We start from the raw sequence: 24,560 nt of genomic DNA, 5'->3' as shown, positions 1-24,560 counted from the left end.
AGGGTTATTAAGTACTCCATGGACATCGTTTTCAACGTATGACATCAGATGTTGACATCATTTACTGGTTTTACCTTAACAGCACTTAATTTAAAACCAGGCATCCTGCAGACAGGGTCCAATTCTTCTCCGACAAGATTATTCACATTTTGGGAGTCTGCCCAATGAAATGGAACAAAGATGGTATCCGGACGAATCTCCTCCGTGTATTTGCTTCGAACGATTATACTGCCTCGTCGAGATTCAATTTTAACTAAGGAATGGTCTACAATTTGGTATTTCCTTGCCGTTGTCGGATGAATTTCCATATAGGATTCAATATTTCTAGCAGCTAATGCAGGACTTCTCCTTGTTTGAACTCCCGTTAAGTAATGAGACATAACTCTTCCTGTTGTCAAATACAAGGGATACTCGCTGCACACCTCTTCCTTTGGAACAACAGATTTGTTGGGAACTACAACCATCACAGCCTTGCCATCAGGATGAGCAAAGGACGTTTCAAACAGCCTCGTGGTCCCTTTATGGTCAAGTTCAGGACATGGCCACAAAATGCCGCCTTCCTTTCGCAGCCTTTCATAGGTAATCCCGTAATAATCCGCGATTCCCCCTCGGCTAGCCAATCGCAATTCATTAAAAATTTCTTCAGCAGATGAAAAAGAAAAGTACTTTTCTTTCCCCATTACTCGGGCAATCTCCACAATGATTTGCCAATCATGCTTCACTTCACCCGGACATGGGCAGCTCGCTTCCCGTAACGTTACCCTCCCCTCCACATTCGTCATGGTCCCTGCATCCTCTAAGTAGGAGGAAGTGGGCAGAATGAGATCCGCTAGTTTGGCTGTTTCTGAAATAAATAAATCGACCGCGACAAGAAATTTTAACTTTTTCAATGCATTCTTAACAAAATGAGCATTTGGATTGGAGACAACTGGATTGGAGCACATTAAAAACATCCCCGTAATTTCTCTCTCATCGATTTTCTCCATCATTTCATAGGCCGAGACGCCTTTTCCGGGTAAATCCTCTGGATGGATTCCCCAAACATTGGCTATTTGTGTTCGATGTGCTTCGTTTTCAATCAACCGGTACCCTGGGAGCTGGTCAGCTTTTTGGCCGTGCTCTCTCGCCCCTTGACCGTTCCCTTGTCCGGTAATCGCCCCAAAACCGCAATGCAGCTTGCCCAGCTTGCCAGTAGCTACAAGGATATTAAGGAAGTTACGGACCGCGGCTGCTCCATCTGTTTGCTGCTCGACTCCTCTCGCGGTAAAAATCATTCCTGTTTCTTCTTTGCCAAATGTAATGGCCGCTTTGCGAATTTGGTTTATCGAGACTCCTGTAATTTCTTCGATTTCCGCTAACTTTATTGACCTTACATACTCTGCAACCTCATCAAAGCCATTCGCACGTTCTTGAATAAATTGTTCATCCATGTAATTTTCTTCGATGATCACCTTCAACAGCCCGTTTGCTAATGCTGCATCGGTTCCTGGTTTCACTTTTAAATGTAAGTCTGCTAGTTTCGTAGTCGATGTTTCCCGTGGATCGATCGCAATAATAAATGCCCCATTTTCTTTTGCTTTTTCAAAATAGGGCATGATTGTTGGCTGGCATTCCGCGATATTCGTTCCGGCTAAAATAATGCAGCGGGTATATGGAATTTCAGCGAGACTATTGGTCAATCCTCTGTCCATCCCGAAGGTTTGACTAGCGGCTGAAGCAGCGGCCGACATACATAACCGGCCATTATAATCGATATACTTCGTCTTTAAAGCCACTCGGGCAAATTTACCAAGTAAATACGCTTCTTCGTTCGTAATCGATGCACTCCCATACACCGCTAAGGCATTAAGTCCGTCTTCGTCTTGTATTCTAGTAAACTGGTCTTTAATCTGTTCCAATGCTTGTTCCCACGTAATTCGAACAAATTCTCCATTTACTTTTAACATCGGGTATTTTAATCGTTCCTTATGAAACGCATGCTGGTAGGCATTCAGGCCTTTGACACATACACGGCCATGGGTGGTCGGATTATCTATTCCAACTGTTTTATATTGCTTTCGTGAAACAATCGACTGTTCGATCAATTGCATTTTACACTGCATACTACAAAAGGGACATTGTGTATCATATATTTTTTCCGTTTGTACTTCCTGTTGCTTTTTACGGAAATACTTTAGCATCAATTCCGTCACAATTCCTCACCTTTTCCTACTGATAGTTCTTCATCTAAGCGCTCTAGTAATTCCTGACGAAGCTCTTGGTCGAACAATACTTCCCTGACATGAATTAAGCCCATTCGTTCAAGCCACTGCCCTATTTGCTCCTGGTAATGAGCTGATTCCCGATAATATTGAATCAGCCCCCTAATGATTTGGACAGCTTCTTTATCAGTCGGGACAACCGCCAATAATTCGCCTGCTTGAATCAATCTTCCGCTGCTGCCTCCCGCATAAATTTCCCAGCCTAATCCCGTTCCAATGACGCCAATATCTTTTATTGTAGAGCCCGCTCCGTTATGCATACAGGTGGAGACACCTAGCTTTAACAGGCATGGCATGGCTAAAAACTCTAATCCCTTTTTAAAGGCAGCCGCTAATTTCAGGGATCGTTGTTTATCACATTGGCAATTGTATTCCTCTATACACGTGATGATCCTGTCAATGCCTTGTTCTCTGCCATTTTCCGGATAAATCATTCCTAAGTAATAGTTGATGGCAGGACGACAAATGCTGCAGCCATTGTTGGTATTCCAATTCAGCTTCTCTATTGCTTCTATGAAGGTAGTGATGCCGAGCTGCAGCAGCTCCTGTACGACTTCATCCTCTGTTAGGGAGGTACAGGGACACATCGATTTTTTTTTGCTGATTTCAGTACACTCATCGCTCTTTAGATAGGAAACTAGTTCCGTAACTACCGATTTACAGCCACCGCAGGAGCCGGATGCTTTCGTGCATTTTTTCACTTGGTCAACGGTGGTCAATCCTTTTTGTTGAACTGCTTCCACTATTGCTCCCTTTGTCACCCCATTACAGTTACAAACTAGTTCGCTATGAGGCATGGCAGCAACTGAATAACTGGTCTCTCTTGCTGATTGCAATAAAGCCATTTTTTCTTGGTCAGACACTTCCTGCTGGCTGGCAATCATATCGAGCAATCTCGTCCGCTCCCTTGTATCTCCAAAAAGAACAGCACCAATCAATTTATGATCTTGAAAGACCAATTTTTTATAGATTCGATTGACCTCATCGTATAGTTTAATAGACTTCGACAAGGAGTCCTCATGAAACTTTCCTGCAGAAAACACCTCTATCCCTGAAATTTTTAATTGTGTAGAAAGAACAGAACCTTTATAGCCTTGGTCCCCGATACCGCAGATATGTTTGGCTGCTATTTTCCCTTGTTCATATAAAGGCTTTACAAGTCCATAAACACGGCCGCGATGTTCAACACATTCTCCGACAGCGTAAACATTCTCTGCGCTTGTTTGTAAAAAATCATTCACGAGGATGGCTCGATTCGTTTCAATTCCACTTTCTCTGGCTAATTGGACATTCGGTCTAACCCCCGCTGCCATCACCACCAGATCCGTATCAATCATGGTCCCGTCTTTAAAAACCAGCCCTTCTGCCCGGTTATCTCCGGTAATTTCCTGCGTGTGTTTTTCAAAAAGAAACTTCATTCCTTGATTCTCCAAATCAACTTGAACCATCCTCGCTGCCGTATGATCTAATTGTCGTTCTAATAAATAACTTCCAATGTGGACCACACTCACATCCATTCCAAGGTTGAGGAGCCCTCTTGCCGCCTCGAGTCCTAACAAACCTCCTCCAATGACCGCTGCTTTTCTAAAATGCTTCGCTGTTGCCATGATCGTCTGACAGTCTTCTATCGTTCGGAAGGCCGTAACCCCTTTTTTATCCGCACCTGGAATAGAAGGAAGAAAGGGAACTGATCCAGTCGCTATGATGAGGCGATCGTAGGAAATCTCTTGGCTTTTATCGGTAATAACCACCTGTTTTACCGTATCAATTTTTACAACTGTTTCCCCTGTAAATAGTTTAATTTGGTGCCTTTCATACCAATTACGATCATTTAGGGTAATCTCCTCAAGGGTTGTGCCGCCTTGCAGCACCGTCGACAAAAGGATCCGATTGTAGTTCACATGTGGCTCACTGCCAAAAATCGTCATATCAAAACCATCGGGACAGATCGTTAGGATCTCCTCCATACAACGTACACCTGCCATCCCGTTGCCTATTAAGACCAGTTTTTGCTTTTTCATAACAAACCTCCAGCATTGTAAGAGTACCTGCCATGTTCATGAATACCGTTTATTATTTCATAAAAGAACGAATTAGAAATCAATCATGTCATATCTCCTTACACAAAAGTTTCTATGTTAGAGGACCTTACATAAATCATGACAAAAGAATATTGGCAGACTATTCTAACAACATGCAAAAAATTAAAAAGCAGGAGGCCCAAAATGAAAAATAAAGTGAATCTGTTCTCATTCATACTGTTGCTTGGGAAAGTTGTCTTTTCAAAAAAAACCAATGTCGGCTGGTAATAGGAAGTGAAAGTATTGGATAACTATTTACCGAACTAAAAGGAGGAGAAGTATTTTATGAAGTTATCAGAGCTAAGAAAAAGTGGTCATACACCGTCATTAGTTGCGTCATTTTTATATTTTGATGTCAGTTTTATGATTTGGGTAATTTTGGGTGCGCTTGGCGTTTTTATTACGAAAGACTTCGGTCTAACTCCTGCACAAAAAGGCTTCATTGTAGGGGTTCCTATTCTTAGTGGTTCCTTCTTTCGCTTAATCCTCGGCCTACTGACAGATCGAATTGGGCCAAAAAAGACAGCCATTATTGGGATGCTTGTCACGATGGTACCTCTCGTTTGGGCATGGTTATTTGGCACAACATTAACTGAGCTCTATTTAATAGGGATTCTTCTTGGTGTCGCAGGGGCAAGCTTTGCTGCAGCCATTCCAATGGCAAGCCGCTGGTATCCTCCTCATTTACAAGGATTAGCGATGGGGATTGCAGGTGCCGGTAACAGCGGAACCCTGTTCGCCACGCTATTCGGTCCGCGTCTTGCAGAAAAGATTGGCTGGCATAATGTGATTGGATTAGCAATCATTCCTCTTTTGATCGTCTTTATTCTTTATATCGTTATGGCAAAAGATGCACCCCTACAGCCTTCAGCTAAGAAGCCAGCCGGATATTTCACTATTTTTAAACAGAAGGATACCTGGTATTTCTGCCTGCTTTACAGTGTGACCTTTGGTGGATTTGTTGGGTTATCAAGCTTTTTAAGCATCTTTTTTGTTGACCAATATCAATTATCAAAGGTTAGTGCTGGGGATTTTGTTACACTGTGTGTGGCAGCCGGAAGTTTTTTCCGTCCTGTGGGCGGGTCGATTGCTGATCGAATTGGCGGTATTCGTCTCTTGACTATTTTATTTATTGCCGTAGCTCTATGCATGTTCGGTGTAAGTCAGCTTCCACCTCTCCCGCTTGTCACGACGTTATTGTTTTTCGGAATGCTTTTTCTCGGAATGGGAAATGGAGCCGTCTTTCAATTGATACCGCAAAGATTCCAAGCGGAAATAGGCATGGTTACCGGGATTGTGGGAGCAGCCGGAGGAATTGGCGGGTTCTTTGTTCCTAATATCCTCGGCACACTTAAACAAATAACAGGAACCTACACACCAGGTTTTATGGTGTACGCGGGAATTGGTTTAGCTGGTTTGGTGATTGTATTACTTGCTAAGCAATCTTGGCAAAAAGCATGGACATCCAAGGAGGTCTCTAGACAACTCTAAGCTGCTACTATTTTGGGATCTAGCCACTACGATTGCAGGATTCTACTTACCTATCTTTATACCGGTAAACTTAAACTGGCCTATTATTCAGATTAGCGATACTTTGTCCTTCTATTTATCTACATTTTGTAAATATAAGGACTAACATCTAAGTGAAATTTTGGTATTATTTTGGTATAATTGAAATAGTAATAAATACTCTACTAGATTACTAGATTTTTAATTGGAATAATTTTAATATTAGGAATCTTTCAATTATCCTTGAGGTGAAGGTCTTGCATAAAGTTAAAGTCATCATTGGAAGCAGTCTTATTGTGATCATTGCGCTAGTATTAGCTGGGATGTACTACCACCAGTCAACCAGGTTCAATGCGCATGTCATGATCAATCACACTAAGGTGGGCGGATTGACTGCTGATAAAGCATTAAAAAAATTAAAATCCACTGTATTAAAAAATGATGTCTTTATCGGAGAAAATCGAATTTTTGACGGAAAAGATACAAAAATGGAATTTACCAGTAACGATTTACCTAGTGTAAAGAAATTGTTAAAAAGCCAACAGACGTTTTGGCCCTCCTCAAAGGAAAAGAACTTTTCACTACAGCCAGGAAAAATGGACCAGTATCGCAGCCAAACATTGAAAAAGCTAGTAGAGGCTAAGCTTCTTTCCATGAATAAGAACTTATTAGCCCCGAAAGATGCTGAAGCCCGTTTAGAGCAAGGCAAAATTATTGTCTCAAAAAGCGTTGCTGGGAAACAATATGATGTTGCTCAATTAGTAAAAAATTATCAAAAACAGGAATATACAAGTGAAGTCCATTTGAAACCTGAATACCTGCAGCCCATCAAAGCGGACAGTCCCATTATAAAAAAAGAAATGACAATGCTGCAGGAACTTGTTCAACGAACCGTTGATTATAAAGTGCAGGACAAGGTCTATTCTTTAACAGGCAGTGATTTAATAAGAAATGCATCGGTGACAAAAGAGATGCAAGTCACAATCGAATCTGATGGCATAAAAGATAAGCTGAATAAAATTAATGACTCCCAATCCACGTTAAATAAAAATTTCCATTTTAAAACCCATTCAGGTTCAGTGATAACAGTTAAAGGACAATCTTATGGCTGGGCCATAAATGTCACAAAAGAAACAAAGCGGGTTCAGGAAGCTTTTGAAACTGGGAAAAAGTCACTTGAAGCGGATCATATTTATGGTGTTGGCTGGAGTACTTACGGTACAGGCTATAATGCTAAAAGTAATGATGGCATTGGTCATACTTATGCTGAAGTGTCAATTGCTGAACAGCGTATTTGGCTTTATAAGAATGGGAAATTAACCTTTACCTCCAATGTGGTTACCGGCAGACATAATACCCATGAAGATACACCGACAGGAGTATGGTATGTTATGTATAAAGAAACGCCATCCATCCTTCAGGGAAGTGAAGTGGGTAATGCAAATTATTCTGTTAAGGTTCAATATTGGGCACCCTTTACCCTTAGTGGGTGCGGGTTCCATGATGCCAGCTGGCGAAGAAACTGGGCAAGTACTGCTTATCTAACCGCAGGATCTGGCGGCTGTGTCAACACTCCATCTAGTGTAATGAAAGTTGTGTATGACAATCTTAGTAAAAATGAACCAGTTGTCGTTTACTAAACCAAATATGTAAATTAACTTAAAGGAGGCTCATCGCTAGTAGATAAGCCTCCTTTTAGATATCTATTACTTTTATACTCTACTAAACTCGTCAGGATCCGCAAACATACGTTTATCCTGATTTAAGGCGTTTATTTTATCCATATCTTCTTGTGAAAGTTCGAAATCGAAGACATCCGCATTTTCAGCAATTCGGTGAGGTTTAACTGACTTTGGAATAGTGATTACTCCAGTTTGAATATCCCAGCGAATAATGACTTGAGCCGTGGATTTATTATACTTTTTGGCAATTTCAACTAACACAGGCTCGTCTAGAAGCCCCCCTTGCATTAAAGGTGACCATGCTTCGAGCTGTATTTCATTCTTCTTACAAAAATCATGCAATTCCCTTTGATTAAACCGTGGATGGTATTCTACCTGATTGACCATTGGTTTAATTTCACAATTTGCTAAAATATCTTGAAGGTGATGGACCTTAAAGTTACTTACGCCAATGGCCCGGACGCGTCCATCTTTATAGAGTTTTTCAAGCGCTCTCCATGTATCCACGTATTTCCCATGGGATGGAAGCGGCCAGTGAATGAGAAGAAGGTCTAAATAATCCAACCCTAGCTTTTCCATACTGACATCAAATGCTTTTAATGTCTCTTCATATCCTTGATCAGCATTCCAAATCTTCGTGGTAATAAAGAGCTCCTCACGGGGAACGTTTGATTCAGCAATCGCCTTGCCGACACCTTCTTCATTTTTATAAATTGCAGCTGTGTCAATGCTTCGATAGCCAGCCTCAAGAGCTGCTTTAACGGATTTGACCACTTCTTCTCCGTCTTTTACTAAAAAAACACCTAAGCCTACCCATGGCATTTTGACACCATTATGTAATGTCACCGTACTTTTTAGACTAGTAATCATGGATTCTCTCTCCTTCACAAACTATTAATATTTTCGAATACTAATGCTTCACGTAATTTCTCCACTGATGAACAGGCTGCCATTTCAACAGTCTTTTTGCCTTCTCATTGTTTAATAATGGGGCGAAACCTGCTAAATCATTTCGGAAATCCTTAACAGCTGGATAGCAAATTTCCATTAATTGTTTGCTTTCAATGTCCATACTGGTTTCATCCGCACCAATATTAAGGGCAACTGAACCGAGTCCGTCTGTCTCAATGGCCAACCGGTAAGCCGTCGCTGCATCTCTTGTATCAATATAACTCCAAAGAATGGTTTTTCGTTGTTCAGGATCATGGATAAAGCCAGGGAAATTTTTATACATTTCTGGAGAAATGACGTTTCCTAATCTGAATGACACCACCTGCATGCCTGTTCTCCGGTGAATCATATCGGCTGTTTTTTCATTCACAATCTTGGATAATCCATAGCTTTCTTCCGGCAATTGTGGATGATCCTCATCAATCGGTACATATTGAGGCTGAAGATCCTGCTTGGAAAAACAAATACCATAGGACGACTCACTTGAAGAAATGACAGCTTTTTTAATTCCTAAATTCCCTGCAGCTTCTAAAATGTTATAGGTGGACATGACATTGTTTTGGAAGGTCACTTCATTTGGATGCGAGTAAGCAACTGGGATAGCTGCAAGATGAATGACAGCATCCGCACCAGCTAATACTCCATATACCTCACCTAGTTTCGTTAAATCGGTAATAACGGTCCGACAAAGCTGTTCTTTAGGATATATCCTATCAGCATTGACAACCTCATACCCATGGTCCAGAAATTCTTTTATGACGTCCCGTCCCAGGAGCCCGCTTCCACCTGTTATTACTACTTTTTTCATGTCTATTCCTCCTTTCCAACAACTCACTATTCAGCGATTGACATTTGTTTGTTGTTTGCATAAACTAAGTATATTACAAAGCGTTTTATTTTCAAGTATTTTGTTTATGATTTGTTCTCTATAAAACGCTTCCCAACTTGTGCTGCTTTCATGTCTAAAAAACTAGTAAAATCTTAAAATAGTAAGGAGATTAAAAGATGGCAAAAACCGTAAAACCCAATAAACCTTTAGTGGAACATATCTATACAGCCGATCCTTCTGCCCATGTATTTGATGGTAAAATTTATATCTATCCTTCCCATGACCTTAGTCATGAGGGACCTCTAACCCAAGACGGGGAACACTATGCAATGGAAGATTATCATGTCCTGTCCATCGAGGATTTTAACTCTCCTTGTGTAGACCACGGAGAAGTTCTTCACGTGAAGGATGTACCATGGGCAAAGAAACAGTTATGGGCACCCGATGCTGCCTATAAAAACAATAAATATTATTTATTTTTCCCTGCCAAAGATCACGAAGATATTTTCAGAATAGGAGTTGCTACTAGCTTACATCCTGCTGGCCCTTTCACACCAGAAGAAACTTACATACCAGGCAGTTTTAGCATTGATCCCGCCGTTTTAGTGGATGATGATCAAAAGGCATATATGTATTTCGGCGGACTCTGGGGTGGACAATTAGAAAAATGGCGGACGGATACTTTTCTTGCTGATGGGGATGGTCCCGCTGAGTCAGAACCTGCTTTAGGGCCGATGATAGCGGAATTAACGGAAGATATGCTGACTTTTAAGGAAAAGCCACAACAGATTTCCATTGTGGATGAAGAAGGGAATCCAATCCTTGCTGGAGATGAGAAAAGGAGATACTTTGAAGGCCCATGGGTCCATAAGTACAACGAAAATTATTATCTCTCTTATTCTACTGGAACTACACATACCATCGCGTATGCTATGAGTAAAAGTCCACAAGGTCCATTTGTTTTTAAAGGGACAATCCTTACTCCTGTAATAGGCTGGACAACCCATCATTCGATTGTGCCATTTGGTGATAAGTGGTATTTATTTTATCATGATAGTTCTTTATCAAATGGAGTAGACCACCAGCGCTGTGTAAAATACACAGAACTAAAGTATAACGAGAATGGGACCATCCAAACGATTGACCCCTATAATGAAAATGAATAAAAATGGGAAAACCCACAACTGAAAATTTTTATGAGTAGTAACGGCCATCTCTTAGAGTTGGCCTTTATTACATAACGGGATTGGAGGAAATGAATAGTGATTACGTTTAGTATTATTGGCGGCGCTAGTTTTCGAGCACAATACTATTTGAGAATTGCCCAGGCTCTTCCTGATTTATTTCGTGTTAGCGGGATGGTGGTAAGGGATGGTGCTAAAGGAAAATGGTTAGAACAAAAATGGAATGTCTCAACCTATCGGACTTTAACTCACCTTTTGGAAAATGAAAATCCTGATTTCGTGGTCGTATCTGTTAGTGGATCGGCCATTCCTGAATATTTACTTCAATTAGGAGAAATGGGTATCCCTGCATTGGCGGAAACCCCGCCGGCATCTTCAATAGAGGGGTTATTATCGCTGCATGAGAAGCTTACTTATAAAGGGGCTAAAATACAAGTTGCTGAGCAATATCATTTACATCCCATCCAAGCAGCCAGACTTTCTATGATTCAGTCGGGAAGACTAGGGAACGTCACACAAGCCACCGTTTCTATTTCTCACTTTTACCATGGGATAAGCTTACTAAGAAAAATGCTGGGCGTTGGCTTTGAAGCCGCAACGATTAGAGGAATGAGATTTGAAGCTCCAATCATCGCAGGTCCTGACCGCGGCGGGGCTCCTAAAGAGGAAAAAGTCATTACGGCTGAACGTGACTTAGTTTGGCTTGAATTTGATCGGAAGTTAGGCATCTATGATTTTACTAAGGATCAGCATCGTTCATGGATTCGCTCCAACCACTTATCGGTTCGTGGAGACCGCGGGGAAATTTTCGATAACCGTTTAACGGTATTGGCCGACTATTCTACTCCTGTTCACTTGGAATTTAAGCGCATCAACAAAGGGGAGGAAGAAAACCAGGAAGGATACTATCTTGATGGAATCTTAGCTGGAGAACAATGGGTGTATCGCAATCCTTTTTTACCGGCAAGGCTTTATGATGATGAAATAGCTATCGCTTCATGCTTGAAAAAAATGGGGGAATACCTAGCGGGTGGCCCTAGTTTTTATAGCCTGACTGAGGCGTCACAGGATCAGTACCTTAGCATTATGATGGAAAAGGCGATTCGTTCTTCCGAGATCGTAAGGACCGTACGTCAACCCTGGGCTGAATAAGCTAAATTGGGGATACAACTTTGCCGAAAACACTCCTATACACATTAGCAGGATTTTAGTACATTTCCCCCTTTAAGCACTTTGGCCTTGAAAAGAGAGAAGAAATCCCAATGGTTCCGCAAATTTAATGTTTAAAGTGGGGTCCTAAGTACTAGAAGAGAAAATGCCAATCTTAGGAAGTAAGTGTTATGATATAAATATAATACTAGAAAGGAGCATCAGGATGGATCAAGATATTCTCGTTCGGAATAATGTAAAGGTCAAAGGCCATGGCAGACAGTCGATTATTTTTTCTCCGGGCTTTGGCTGTGATCAAACAGTATGGAAGTCGGTTGCCGACGCATTCAGTAAAGATTACCAAGTCATTTTATTTGATTATGTAGGTTCGGGGCGTTCAGACATTCGTGCTTATGACTCAAAAAAATATAGTAGTCTTCAAGGCTATGCACAAGATGTACTGGACATTTGTTCAGCCTTAGATCTAAAAGAAACTGTATTTGTGGGACACTCTGTTGGGGGTATGATTGGTGTACTGGCATCATTGAAGCATCCTGAGTACTTCTCTCATCTTGTTATGATTGGCCCTTCTCCATGTTATCTAAATGACCCTCCGCATTATTTTGGGGGCTTTCAAAAGGAGGAGCTGTTAGGCTTAATTGATATGATGGAGAAAAATTACATAGGCTGGGCGAATATATTTGCACAGACGGTAACAAATAATCCGGAACGGCCGGAGGTTAAACTTCAGCTGGAAGAACGGTTTTGCTCCACTGACCCAATTATTGCCCGTCAATTTGCAGAGGCTGCCTTTTTCGCAGACAACCGCGACGATTTAAAAAAAGTAACGGTACCCTCACTTATTTTACAATGCTCAAATGATATTATCGCTCCAGCAGCAGTGGGAGAGTATGTTCATCAGCAAATTCCTGCTAGTATGCTGAAAATAATGGAGGCAACAGGCCATTGCCCGCATATGAGTCATCCTGAGGAGACCATCCGCCTCATCCATCAATACCTGAAGGAAGCTTCCACAGCAGGCAGCCTTGTGGTTAGAGGTGTTACTACTTAATGGACGAACAACTCGATCATGCACCTTGTGGATTTCTAACTCTATCAGAAGATGGTCTTATTTTATCCATTAACCACACATTACTTAAGATACTTGATTACACCCATAATCCATTAATAGGACAGCATGTCAATTCTATTCTCACCGTTCCTGCCCGTCTGTTCTTTCAATTCTACTTTTTCCCGCTCATAAAACTAGAACAACATGTCGAGGAAATGTATATTTCACTCGTATCTAGTAAAGGAGACGAAATCCCTGTTCTGATCAACGCTCTCCAAAAAAAGAGAAATGAGATAACGATATTGGAATGTATTCTGATTCCCATGCGCAAAAGAAGCGAATATGAAAATGAATTGCTGCTAGCAAAAAAGGAAACGGAAGCGGCATTAAAGGCAAAGGATCAAGCGAATGCAGAATTAGAGGCTACTCTTAAAAAGCTGGAAAAGCAAAAAGAAGAACTGCTGGAACTGAATAAACAAAATCACAAATATAAAATAGAAACAAAGAAAGAGTTGGAGCTTGCTAGAATCATTCAGGAAACTTCATTAACTAACCCGATTAACAATGAAAAGGTAGAAATGGAAGTATTCTATAATGCCTCTAGCGAATTATCCGGTGACATCTATGGGATTTATCAAATAGACCAGCATCACTATGGAATTATTCTGCTTGATGTGATGGGCCACGGGATTTCTTCCGCTTTAATTACGATGACTCTTCATTCTCTGTTTCAAAGATTACTATCAGCAGGAGTTGCGGTTGATATTGTGATGAAAGAGCTGGATCGCCACCTTCACAAATTATTTGAGAACAATGAGGAGGCTAGGCATTATTCTACTGCTATCCTTCTTTCAATTGATACAGATAAACAAATAATAGAGTACATCAATGCAGGCCATCCGCCTGCTTTATGGCAGGACTCTGACGGAAATCAATCTGAATTATTTTCTACAGCCCCGCCACTTGGAACCTTTGAGGGTATAGAATTTAAGAAAAATACATTCACCTTCAAAAAGGGGAGCAGATTGCTCCTTTACACTGATGGTGTTGATCCCCTTGCATCAGACCACTTAGCTCCATTATTAAAGGAAACAGGCTCATTACCTTTAGTAGAACTAAAAGAAAAAATTTTACAGTCCCTAAACCACGAAAAAAATGTCTATCATAAGAGCGATGATAAAAGCTTTATTCTCATTGACTTAAAATAATCAACAACAAAACCAAAAAATGTCCACTCTACGTGGACATTTTTGTGTGTTTGTCTTTTTATGGTGTCAGGCACCCATATTATAATAAGGATTCTGCCCCGTCGATATAGACTTCGCTTCCGGTGATGTGGCTTGATTGGCTGGAGGCTAGGAATAGGACGAGGTCGGCGACTTGTTCGGATGTTCCTGCTTTATGTTCTAGCGGCTGGCTGCCTTGCGGATATTCAACAGGTATTTCAACCTTTTTTAAATTCTCTTTTTCTTTCCATGTATTCTCATTGATATTCGTATCTATTGCTCCTGGACAGATCATGTTAACTCTAATCTTATAATTAGCGAGCTCGAGTGCTGCCATTTTCCCAAAGCCCATCTGGCCGATTTTAGATGTGCTATATGCAGACATACCAAAGTTTTTATATACTCTGTTCCCATTGATTGAACTCGTAATAATGATACTGCCGCCATTAGACTTTAAATGAGGAATGGCATATTTAACAGTTAGAAAGGTACTTGTTAAATTATTAGAAATAGTCAGGTCCCAATCTTCCGGGTTCAAATCCTCGATTGGAGCAACCTCTCCGTTAATACCAGCATTCGCAAAAACAACATCAAGTCTTCCCCACTGGTCAACCGTTCTTTTGTAACATTCCTCTACCTCCTCTGGATGAGAAACATTGGCTTCTAAGACAAGTGCCTCACTGCCCATTTCTTCAATTTGCTGTTTCACCTCTTCTACATTTTCCTTATGCAAATCGACTAAGGCAATCTTGCCTCCATTTTGCGCTAGCTTAATAGCAGCTGCTCTGCCGATCCCTGATCCAGCCCCTGTAACAAAAGCAACTTGATTTTGAAGTAGTTTCTCCACGTAATAAAGCCTCCTTAATTGATGATGTATTTGTACTATAACCATCCTCAAGGTTTTAAAACGGGAGAAACACATCTAGTTAAGAAATGGTCCAAATGTCCTGCTGTCCTACTCGATTGAAATAATACCCTTTTCGCCCTGTGAAACTTTCCCCTGCTTCTTAATGTTTAATTTCGTTAAGTTTGTAAAAACAACAGGAGAAACGGTCGACGGTACTGATTGCTTAATCTTATCTAAATCAAATTTTATAATTTCTTGCCCTTTTGAGACTGAATCGCCATCCTTCACAAGGACAGTAAATCCTTCCCCTTTTAAATTTACTGTATCCATACCAATATGAATCAATATCTCATATCCCTGTTTCGATTTAAGGCCGATTGCATGTTTCGTTGGGAAGACATTGATCACTTCCCCATCAACAGGAGAAACCACAGAACCCTTGGCAGGAATAATCGCAAATCCGTCTCCCATCATTTTTTGTGAAAATACTTGATCCTCCACTTCCGTGATCGGAATAATTTCACCTTCCATCGGCATCACAAAATCTTGTTCACTTAACGGCAGGCAGTTTTGAGTTTCAGCCATTACAGCTTGCTCAGAAGGAATACTTCCTGACCTTGTATCCAATCTCTTCATCGCATCTGCTACAAATTCAACTTCCGTCCCGACGATGATTTGCAGGTTTGTTTTGTTTAATTTCATAACACCCTTTGCACCGTGCGATTTTAACGAAGAATCTCTTACTTGATCCATGTCCTTAACATTTAAACGAAGACGTGTGGCACAGTTATCAATATTTGTAATATTTTCCTTACCGCCAATATCATTGATAAAATGATAAGCCATCGTTTCGTATTTAGTTGCTCCAGCAACGGATTCAATCGTTTCTTTTTCTTCTGATTCTTCTTCTTCGTCTTCACGGCCTGGAGTTTTAATATTAAACGCTTTAATGACACCATAAAAAACAAGAAAATAAACCACTCCGTAAATCAATCCAACTAGTAATAAAAGCAGCGGTTTTTGCGCAATATTAAAGTTTAAAATATAGTCAATCGCCCCGGCTGAGAAGGTAAAGCCGTCCTTAATTCCCAACAAAGTTACGATGACAAATGAAAGGCCTGTTAATAAGGCATGAATTCCGTACAGCAGCGGTGCAATAAACATAAAGGAAAATTCAATTGGTTCGGTAATACCTGTAATGAATGAGGTGAGTGCAACCCCAATAAACATACCAGTAATCGCTTTTCTTTTTTCCTTCTTAGCAGCGGCAATGATGGCAAGCGCTGCCCCAGGCAATCCAAACATCATAATAGGGAAGAAGCCTGTCATATAGGTTCCAGCTGTTGGGTCACCAGCAAAGAAGCGGGCAATATCTCCTGATTTACCTTGGAATGTCCCAAATTGAAACCAAAACAAACTGTTTAAAACATGGTGAAGACCAAGCGGGATTAACAGACGGTTTAAAATCCCAAAGATACCTGCTCCAAGTGCCCCTAAACCAATGATCCAGTTACCGACCCCATTTATCGCATCTTGAATCGGCGGCCAGATAAATCCAGCAACACCAGCAATAATGACCATTGTTACCGAGGTAATAATCGGAACGAATCGTCTTCCACTAAAGAAACCTAACCATTCAGGCAATTTGATATCATGAAAACGGTTGTATAATAGTCCGGAAATAATTCCAGTAAGAATTCCTCCAAGAACACCCATATTAATATCCTTATCAATGGCTACTGTTCCTTGGGTTAAAACCAAGTAACCAATCGCCCCTGATAATGCGGCTGCCCCATTACTATCCTTTGCAAACCCCATGGCGACACCAATGGCAAAAATTAAAGCTAAGTTTGCAAAAACGGCATTACCCGCATTTGCAATAAATGGGATATTCAGCAAATCCGGCTGACCAAAACGTAATAACAGACCAGCAGCTGGTAAAACGGCGATTGGAAGCATTAATGCTTTCCCAATTCGCTGTAAAAATCCTAACATGATGCATCTCTCCTCTTTTTATGTGTAAGCGTTTTTATATCACAGGGACCATCATACCATCCAACTATTATAGTTGTCTATACCAATAGAGTTGAAATTATTGGTAAACAAGCAGATAACTAGCATATAATATAGAGAGATACCGATATTTCTTAGAGAAAATTGGTATAGACATCTATATTTTGTAAATGATAAAATTACGGTGTCTGGAAAGGGAGTAATGAACATGACAATAAAATTTACACCTATTTTGCTCAAGGGAATTCAAATATATGCTGAAGGCCAATGGATTGAAAATGGCTATATAAAAATAAAAGATCAAAAAATCGTGGAATTAGGTCCAATAAAAAATCTTACATTCGAGGAAGAGGAAGAATGGGAGGCACTTAACATTCCTTCATCCTATAAAGCTGTTCCCGGTTTTATCGACGTTCATATCCACGGGGCCAACGGGGCTGATACGATGGACGCCACACAAGAAGCGTTGGATACCATGACCCAGGCATTGCCGGGTGAAGGAACCACTAGCTTTTTAGCCACGACCATGACCCAAGAAGAAAATAAAATTGAAGAGGCCTTACTAAACGCCGGCCGCTTCATTAAAAAAGATCAATCTCCAGGAAAGGCGGAAATACTCGGAATCCACCTTGAAGGTCCGTTTGTTAATAAAAAGAAAGCTGGAGCCCAGCCCATTCAACATATCGTTAATCCGAATCTGAAATTGTTTAAAAAATGGGAAGACCTCGCTAGTCAATCCATTAAACTTGTCACACTTGCACCCGAGCTGCCAGACGGGCTCGAGCTGGTACGATATTTAAAAACAAAAGGAATCATTGCTTCCATTGGCCACTCTGACGCCACATTTGAAGACGTCATTCAGGCCATCGACGCGGGTGCAAACCATGTCACCCATCTATACAACCAAATGCGGGGCCTGCATCACCGTGAGCCTGGTGTGGTGGGAGCAGCCTTTTTAAGGGAAGAGTTAAAGGCAGAATTAATAGTAGATGGTGTGCATGTCCATCCCGAAATGGTGAAACTCGCCTACCAGCAAAAAGGGAAAAAGGGGATCATTTTAATCACCGATGCCATGCGGGCAAAGTGTCTAAAAAATGGTCATTATGATTTAGGCGGACAGGATGTAATCGTCCAGGATGGAAGAGCGACCTTACGTGACGGAACCCTTGCAGGCAGTATCCTAAAATTGGGACAAGGGGTAAAAAATATAGTAGCTTTTACCGGATGCAAATTAGAGGAAGCAGTTGAAATGGCCGCTGTCAATCCAGCCAAACAACTGAAAGTTTTTGATCGAAAGGGCAGCATTTCGAAAGGAAAAGATGCGGATATTGTGATCCTTGATGAGAACTTGGATGTTTATCTGACGATATGCCGTGGAAAGGTTGCCTATACTAAGGGAGGAACAACAAAATGAAAATTATCGAAGCAATCGATTATCAAGATATGAGTAAAATCGCCGCCGATTATATTATTCAAAAAGTGATTCAAACTCCAAAAATTAAACTTGGACTTGCTACAGGCGGAACACCTATGGGTATTTATGCCAATTTAATTGCTGATCATCAAAAGAATGGGACTTCGTATCGGGAGGTTACATCCTTCAATTTGGATGAATATGTCGGACTCTCTGGAGACAACCCGAATAGCTACCGTTATTATATGGACGATCACTTATTTAATCATATTGACATTCAAAAAAATAACACATTTGTTCCACGTGGAACTGTCGAGGATGTTTTAAAAGAATGTGATGACTATGAGAAATTGGTTGCCCAACATAAGGGAATTGATTTGCAAGTTCTTGGGATTGGAGCAAATGGCCACATCGGATTTAATGAACCTGGAACACCCTTTGATACTGAAACGCATGTGGTCCAATTGACCGCTTCCACACGACAAGCGAATGCAAGATATTTTAACAGTTTGGAAGAGGTCCCGACAAAAGCCCTAACGATGGGAATAGCGACAATAATGAAAAGCAAAGAAATTCTCTTACTCGTTTCCGGAGAACAAAAAAAGGATGCACTGAGGAGACTTTTGACTGAAGATACGATCGATGAAAGATTTCCTGCATCCGTGCTGAAAAATCATCCATATGTTACAATTATTGCAGATAAGGCTGCAATTGCTGGTTTAAAGGTTCACAGTTGAGTTCTCCTCTTTCGTGTCCTTCTAAACGAGAAGCAAACAGGTTTCCTGAGTTTAAATAGAAAGGATGCACGAGAGGAGTATGATCAAAAAGGATTCCCCCATCCCGATATATTATCAGCTTCAAGAGCTTATAAAGGATTTAATTGAGAAAGGTGAGCTAAGACCCGGCGATTCCATTCCTCCTGAACGAGAGTATGCTGAAAAGTATCAAATCAGCCGGATGACAGTGAGACAGGCTTTAACTCAGCTTGTTAACGAAGGCTATCTACATCGAATCCAAGGAAAAGGGACTTTTGTGTCGGAGCGAAAAATTGAACAACCGCTTCATCGATTACGCAGCTTTACGGAAGATATGGTTGCTAGAGGGTTAAAACCAGACAGTCAATTGCTCTCCTTTGAAATTATTCCTGCAACTAGCCAAATTGCCAGCCAGCTCGGTATTCAAGAACATGGCCCCGTGTATGAGATTAAACGTATTCGGCTTGCTGATGATGTTCCAATGGCTGTGGAATCAAATTATATCTCAGCAAATCTTATTAAAGGCCTAACAGAGCAGATTGTGAAAAAGTCTGTTTATGCCTTCATTGAGGAACAACTGAATTTTCAAATAGACCACGCTTCACAAATAATTGAATCGTCCATTGCGAATCAAGTTGAGGCTAAATTTTTAAAAATTAAAAAAGGTGCCCCGATTATGCTTATTCAACAACAAACTTTTTTAAAGGATGGTACTCCCGTTGAATATGTTCGCTCCTCTTATCGTGCCGACCGGTATAAATTTATGATTCAAATGAAACGGTAAAGTCGAAAAGCGGAGACGCCCTAGTCCATTTTCAAAAGAGCCAAGACACATGTCTTGGCTCTTTTGCGAAAGTTTGTCATTTAATGCCTATTGATTAAGAATACTATCTCTTTACTTCGACTTTCCCTGAACCAATCGCCTCGAGCTCTTCTAACGCAGGTATACCTTCCCAGTCACCTTTAAATTGAGTTGCTAACGCTCCCATAATATTGGCTCGAGTTAAGGCCTTTTCCAAAGAAGCTGGTGTCATGGCAGTTTGATTGTCTAAAAAGACAGAGACAAAGCCAGCGGCAAATGCATCCCCGGCACCAACTGTATCGATTACATGCTGAACCGCATGGGGAGCCACTTTCATTGAATTCCCTTCTATAAAACCAATCGAACCCTCTTCGCCAAGCTTTAATGCCACAACTTTTGGTCCCATTCCAAGAAATTGCTTACCGTAATCTTCGATTGATTGTTTCCCGATGAGAAACTCTGCTTCTTCTTCACCTGGAAGAAACACATCGCATAATGGGATAAGAGAAAGCAGCACCCTTCTTGCCTGCTCCTCACTCCAAAGCTTTCTCCTTAGGTTAGGATCCAACGAAATCGTTATTCCCATTTCTCTGGAAAGTTCCATTGTTTGACGAATGGCCGCAGCAGCATTTTCGCTTAATGCAGGTGTTATTCCTGTCACATGTAGGTGCCTGGCACCTTCCAGCCACTCTGGACGAACATCAGACGGTTCCATTTTGCTGGCGGCGGAGTTTTTCCGATAATAGTACACGGTTGGATCTCCAAACGCTTTTGTCTCCTTAAAGTAAACAGCTGTAGGGGACCCTTTATCCCGGAGGGCATGGGATACATCCACCCCTTCGCCCGCAAGCGTTGCTAAGATAAAATCACCAAAAGGATCGTTGCCTACCTTACTAATCCATCGAACTTTTTTCCCTAAACGAGTTAGTCCAATGGCTACATTTGATTCTGCCCCTGCCAATGACTTTGTAAAAAGGGACTCATACTTAATTCCCTTTTCGCCCATTGGCTGAAATAGGACCATACTTTCACCGATTGTCACAACATCCGCTCTATGATTTTGCTGCATTTTCCTCCACCTCTTTAGCTAGTTTGGTATACGATGCTGTCATATGAGTAATTTTCTCAAAGTCACCTTTTTCAATCAAGCTATTATTTACGAGATTTCCCCCTAGGCCTACTGCAACTGCGCCGTAACCAAGTACTTCCTTGATATTATCTAAATTGACTCCACCCGTAGCAACCATTGGAATATGAGATAGAGGCGCTCGTAAATCCTTAATATATTTCACACCTAGGGAACCAATTGGAAATACTTTTACTACCTTTGCCCCGAGATTATAAGCCCGGACAATCTCAGATGGAGTCATGGTTCCCGGCCAGACCTCCACACCCTGCTCAAGTCCATATGTTAAAACTTCCTCATCAAGGTTTGGCGAGATGATGTATTCAGCACCCGCCTGTATCGCTTCCTTTGCCATTTTAAGATTTAAAACGGTCCCTGCGCCTACTTTTATTCGTTCTCCAAATTTTCCCTTGACTTCGTCAATCATATCTAAGGCGCCATCCGTATTTAAAGTAATTTCTAAAAATGAAATTCCTCCTTCGGCTAGAGCTTTGGCTGTTTGCTCCCCGCTGCCCCTTGGAATTCCCCTGACGATAGCGATTATTTTTTCCTTTGCAAGTAATGACAGTAAATCTTGTGCCAATGTCTTGTCCTCCTAAAGTAGAATTGATCGTTCCCACGGCTTCGTTGTAGCAAAAGCTTATAAAGTAACGCCTGTCTTAAAAATAGCAATCTCTTTAAATTCATTCTTTTCATTGTTCACGAGTTCACCGCTCGCTACTTTAATAATATAGTCAATAAAATCACGCAAAACGACATCGCCTGACTGCTCAAGCAAAACTCCTGCATTATAGTCAATCCAGTGAGGCTTTGCTTCATAAAGCGGTGTATTTGTTGATACCTTCATTGTTGGGACAAATGTGCCAAATGGTGTACCTCTGCCAGTTGTAAAGAGAACCAATTGACAGCCAGCCGATGCTAAGGCAGATGCAGCAACAAGGTCATTTCCTGGGGCACTCAAAAGATTTAAACCCTTTTTCTTAATTCTTTCTCCATATTTAAGTACGTCATTAACCATCGATGTTCCTGCTTTTTGGGTACAGCCAAGCGATTTATCTTCTAGTGTCGTGATGCCGCCCTCCTTGTTCCCTGGTGACGGATTTTCATAGACAGGCTGGTTATTAGCAATAAAATATTGTTTAAAATCATTGATTAGTTCTACAGTTTTAGAAAATACTTCTTCATTCGCTGCCCGTTCCATGAGAATCGTCTCAGCACCAAACATTTCAGGAACCTCGGTTAAAACCGTCGTTCCACCTTGAGCCACAAGGAAGTCGGACAGCCTGCCAAGCAATGGATTCGCGGTAATACCAGACAGTCCATCCGAGCCGCCACATTTTAGGCCGATTTTTAATTCAGACAATGGTACATCTTCACGCTGATCATTTTTGGCATTTTCATAGATTTCCTTTAATAACTCTACTCCTGCCTCAATTTCATTTGAAACCTCTTGCGAAACGAGAAACTTTACCCTATGATCATCAAATTCGCCAAGACTCTCTTTAAATTCATATAAATTATTATTCTCACATCCAAGACCTAACACCAGCACACCACCCGCATTTGGATGAAGGACCGCATCTCGCAATATGTCTCTTGTATTCGTATGGTCATCCCCAAGCTGGGAGCATCCGTAGTTATGTTTTAGTACAAGAATGTCCTCAAATGGGCTGATATTTCCAACTTCTTTTACAAACCGTTTAATGATCGTCTCTGCTACGCCATTCACGCAGCCAACTGTTGGGACTATCCAGAGTTCGTTACGGATCCCAACAAGACCGTTTTGACGTTTGAAGCCCTTAAAGGATAACGGTTCTTTTTTATAGGGATTTTCAGTCAGCTTTTGGGTGAATTGGTAGTCTTGTATGCCATCAAGATTGGTTTTTGTATTATGAGTATGAACGTGTTCCCCAGCTTGAATAAACCCTTTTGCATGCCCAATTGGATAACCGTATTTGACCACATTTTCATTTTCCTGAATGTCCTTTATAGCAACCTTATGGCCCCTTTTAACAGCCTCTTTTAAGATGACTTCATTTTCGTTTACTTCAATGGATTGACCCATTTCCAGGTCCTTTAAGGCAACGACAACATTATCATTTTCATTGATTTGAATAATATCTAACATGATTGTTCCCCCTTATTGTTCGGCTTTTACGTTTAATACAGCTTCAACCGCGCTTTTCATTCCCTTTGTTTCAATCTCATAAAGATAAGTTGTTACCATATCCGTTAATCCTGGAACTGCATTTAAGTCCATTTCCCAATTCTTCTCATATCCTAAGACTGTTTTGACAATCGCTCTTAAACTTTCAACTGTTCCATCAAATGTTCCCCATTGCTGATGAAACAAATTAAGAATATCCTGATCATCTGACAACTGAATATCTTCTGTTCCTCTTTTTCCTTTATAGAAAGAAATAAGCGCCGCAAGGGAAAATACAAGCTTTGCTGGCAATTCCTTTTTTCGGTCAATAAATTCCAATAACGATGGCAGATCTCTCGTTTTATATTTTGACATTGAATTAAGTGAAATGCTCATAAGAAAATGTTTGATAAATGGGTTCATAAATCTTTCCAGTATTGCATCAGCAAAATGGTTTAATTCTTCAACTGGAAGATCTAAGGTTGGAATAATTTCATCAAAGATTAGTTCCTTAATATAGGACCCCACTACTGGGTGATCAACTGCTTCGGCGACAGTTTCTAAGCCATATAAATAAGAGACTGGAGTCATGGCTGTATGAGAGCCGTTTAAAATTCGTACTTTTCTTGTCCTGTATGGGGTTAAGTCATCCACAAATAATGTATTTAGGCCTGCCAAATGTGTTGGAAACTCATCCTTAATCCATTGCGGGCCTTCAATCACCCATAAATAAAATTGTTCGCCGACTACAACCAAATCATCTTTGTAACCAAGCTCTTCTGTCATTTCATCAATTGTGTCTCTTGGAAAACCTGGGACAATCCGGTCCACAAGGCTGCAACAGAAGGTATTTGCTTCATTTAGCCACTGAATAAATTCGTCACCAAGGTCCCATTGGATCGCATATTGGAGAACAATCTTTTTCAATTTTTCACCGTTACACTCAATTAACTCACAAGGAATAACGATGAATCCCTTATTTATATCCCCATTAAAAGCCTGGAAGCGGTGATAAAGGAATGCTGTTAGTTTTCCAGGGTAGCTTTTTTGCGGCTGATCCTCTAAACCATCTGTTTCATCAAAAGCAATTCCAGCCTCTGTTGTATTAGAAAAAATAAACCGAAGGTCCGGATTTTTTGCTAACTCTACAAATTGATCGTATTGAGTGAATAAATCTATGCCCCTGCTGATAGCATCAATTAAGGTATGCTCTTTCACCGGCTTTCCGTCTTTCATGCCTTGCAAATAAAGGGTATATAAGCCATCCTGTTCATTAAGTTTTTCTACCCCTGCACTTCCCCGTGGCTGGACGACCACCACACTGCCATTAAAATCTGTGGTCTTGTTGAGAACATCAATTTGCCAATCAACAAACGCCCTTAAAAAATTCCCTTCTCCAAATTGCAACACCTTTTCAGGATAGTTTTTATAGCCTTCAACTGTTTTTTTGTTTAGTTTTTGCATAATTGTTCCTCCTTTTATGCACACGTTAACATTTTATCTATTTAAAACC

Annotated in this window: 19 protein-coding genes; 9 read left to right on the top strand and 10 right to left on the bottom strand. The window is 40.9% G+C overall.

Going from position 1 to position 24,560, the window contains the following annotated elements; all coding sequences use genetic code 11:
- Nucleotides 1–44 precede the first annotated feature (44 nt).
- Complete coding sequence (gene nasC / locus J7E81_RS20885; RefSeq protein WP_215045383.1) at nt 45–2,192, bottom strand: assimilatory nitrate reductase catalytic subunit NasC; 2,148 nt, start codon at nt 2,190–2,192, stop codon at nt 45–47.
- The gene (gene nirB, locus J7E81_RS20880) at nt 2,189–4,282 is read right to left on the bottom strand and encodes a nitrite reductase large subunit NirB (protein ID WP_215045382.1); all 2,094 of its coding nucleotides are present in this window, start codon (nt 4,280–4,282) and stop codon (nt 2,189–2,191) included. The genes nasC and nirB overlap by 4 nt, the downstream gene beginning before the upstream one ends.
- A 345-nt stretch (nt 4,283–4,627) precedes the next feature.
- On the opposite strand from nirB, the gene J7E81_RS20875 reads away from it, so the two are divergent.
- Entirely contained in the window at nt 4,628–5,833 is a 1,206-nt protein-coding gene (locus J7E81_RS20875; protein WP_215045381.1) for a nitrate/nitrite transporter, read from the top strand.
- 275 nt (nt 5,834–6,108) lie between these two features.
- Nucleotides 6,109–7,491, top strand: coding sequence for a L,D-transpeptidase family protein (locus tag J7E81_RS20870; RefSeq protein ID WP_251028784.1), 1,383 nt, complete (start codon nt 6,109–6,111; stop codon nt 7,489–7,491).
- 72 nt (nt 7,492–7,563) lie between these two features.
- Here the strand turns inward: J7E81_RS20870 and J7E81_RS20865 are convergent, their stop codons facing one another.
- Nucleotides 7,564–8,403: an aldo/keto reductase gene (locus J7E81_RS20865; RefSeq protein WP_215045380.1), complete on the bottom strand. Its 840-nt coding sequence runs from the start codon at nt 8,401–8,403 to the stop codon at nt 7,564–7,566.
- 40 nt (nt 8,404–8,443) lie between these two features.
- Nucleotides 8,444–9,292 (bottom strand): NAD-dependent epimerase/dehydratase family protein, encoded by an 849-nt coding sequence (locus J7E81_RS20860; RefSeq protein WP_215045379.1) that lies wholly within the window; start codon nt 9,290–9,292, stop codon nt 8,444–8,446.
- 197 nt (nt 9,293–9,489) lie between these two features.
- Between J7E81_RS20860 and J7E81_RS20855 the strand changes: the two genes are divergently transcribed.
- From J7E81_RS20855 to J7E81_RS20840, 4 genes are all read left to right on the top strand, one after another.
- On the top strand, nt 9,490–10,479 hold the full coding sequence (locus J7E81_RS20855) for a glycoside hydrolase family 43 protein (protein WP_215045378.1): 990 nt from the start codon (nt 9,490–9,492) through the stop codon (nt 10,477–10,479).
- A gap of 93 nt (nt 10,480–10,572) precedes the next feature.
- Entirely contained in the window at nt 10,573–11,649 is a 1,077-nt protein-coding gene (locus J7E81_RS20850) for a Gfo/Idh/MocA family protein (RefSeq protein ID WP_215045615.1), read from the top strand.
- Nucleotides 11,650–11,872: 223 nt separating this feature from the next.
- A complete protein-coding gene (locus J7E81_RS20845; protein WP_215045377.1) occupies nt 11,873–12,718 on the top strand; it encodes an alpha/beta fold hydrolase in 846 nt (281 codons plus the stop codon).
- The gene (locus J7E81_RS20840; RefSeq protein ID WP_215045376.1) at nt 12,718–13,926 is read left to right on the top strand and encodes a SpoIIE family protein phosphatase; all 1,209 of its coding nucleotides are present in this window, start codon (nt 12,718–12,720) and stop codon (nt 13,924–13,926) included. Before J7E81_RS20845 ends, J7E81_RS20840 begins: the two co-directional genes overlap by 1 nt.
- A 79-nt stretch (nt 13,927–14,005) precedes the next feature.
- Here J7E81_RS20840 and J7E81_RS20835 read toward each other — a convergent pair whose 3' ends face one another.
- On the bottom strand, nt 14,006–14,791 hold the full coding sequence (locus tag J7E81_RS20835) for an SDR family oxidoreductase (protein ID WP_308162249.1): 786 nt from the start codon (nt 14,789–14,791) through the stop codon (nt 14,006–14,008).
- Nucleotides 14,792–14,899: 108 nt separating this feature from the next.
- Complete coding sequence (nagE, locus tag J7E81_RS20830) at nt 14,900–16,786, bottom strand: N-acetylglucosamine-specific PTS transporter subunit IIBC (protein WP_215045374.1); 1,887 nt, start codon at nt 16,784–16,786, stop codon at nt 14,900–14,902.
- A gap of 226 nt (nt 16,787–17,012) precedes the next feature.
- On the opposite strand from nagE, the gene nagA reads away from it, so the two are divergent.
- From nagA to J7E81_RS20815, 3 genes are all read left to right on the top strand, one after another.
- Nucleotides 17,013–18,218: an N-acetylglucosamine-6-phosphate deacetylase gene (gene nagA / locus J7E81_RS20825; protein ID WP_215045373.1), complete on the top strand. Its 1,206-nt coding sequence runs from the start codon at nt 17,013–17,015 to the stop codon at nt 18,216–18,218.
- Nucleotides 18,215–18,955 (top strand): glucosamine-6-phosphate deaminase, encoded by a 741-nt coding sequence (nagB, locus tag J7E81_RS20820; RefSeq protein ID WP_215045372.1) that lies wholly within the window; start codon nt 18,215–18,217, stop codon nt 18,953–18,955. The genes nagA and nagB overlap by 4 nt, the downstream gene beginning before the upstream one ends.
- Before the next feature lie 79 nt (nt 18,956–19,034).
- Nucleotides 19,035–19,757: a GntR family transcriptional regulator gene (locus J7E81_RS20815; protein WP_215045371.1), complete on the top strand. Its 723-nt coding sequence runs from the start codon at nt 19,035–19,037 to the stop codon at nt 19,755–19,757.
- A 103-nt stretch (nt 19,758–19,860) separates the two neighbouring features.
- On the opposite strand, the gene J7E81_RS20810 is transcribed toward J7E81_RS20815, so the two are convergent.
- From J7E81_RS20810 to J7E81_RS20795, 4 genes are read right to left on the bottom strand one after another with little or no spacing between them, the layout of a single operon-like run.
- Entirely contained in the window at nt 19,861–20,844 is a 984-nt protein-coding gene (locus J7E81_RS20810; protein WP_215045370.1) for a sugar kinase, read from the bottom strand.
- Nucleotides 20,828–21,484: a bifunctional 4-hydroxy-2-oxoglutarate aldolase/2-dehydro-3-deoxy-phosphogluconate aldolase gene (locus J7E81_RS20805; protein ID WP_215045369.1), complete on the bottom strand. Its 657-nt coding sequence runs from the start codon at nt 21,482–21,484 to the stop codon at nt 20,828–20,830. The genes J7E81_RS20810 and J7E81_RS20805 overlap by 17 nt, the downstream gene beginning before the upstream one ends.
- 57 nt (nt 21,485–21,541) lie before the next feature.
- Nucleotides 21,542–23,029: a UxaA family hydrolase gene (locus J7E81_RS20800; protein WP_215045368.1), complete on the bottom strand. Its 1,488-nt coding sequence runs from the start codon at nt 23,027–23,029 to the stop codon at nt 21,542–21,544.
- Nucleotides 23,030–23,041: 12 nt separating this feature from the next.
- Complete coding sequence (locus tag J7E81_RS20795; RefSeq protein ID WP_215045367.1) at nt 23,042–24,511, bottom strand: tagaturonate reductase; 1,470 nt, start codon at nt 24,509–24,511, stop codon at nt 23,042–23,044.
- Nucleotides 24,512–24,560: the final 49 nt, after the last annotated feature.

It is taken from the genome of Bacillus sp. ISL-18, from assembly GCF_018613415.1.
Taxonomy (GTDB): Bacteria; Bacillota; Bacilli; order Bacillales; family Cytobacillaceae; genus Neobacillus.
This window is presented reverse-complemented; position numbering and strand designations above follow the sequence as displayed.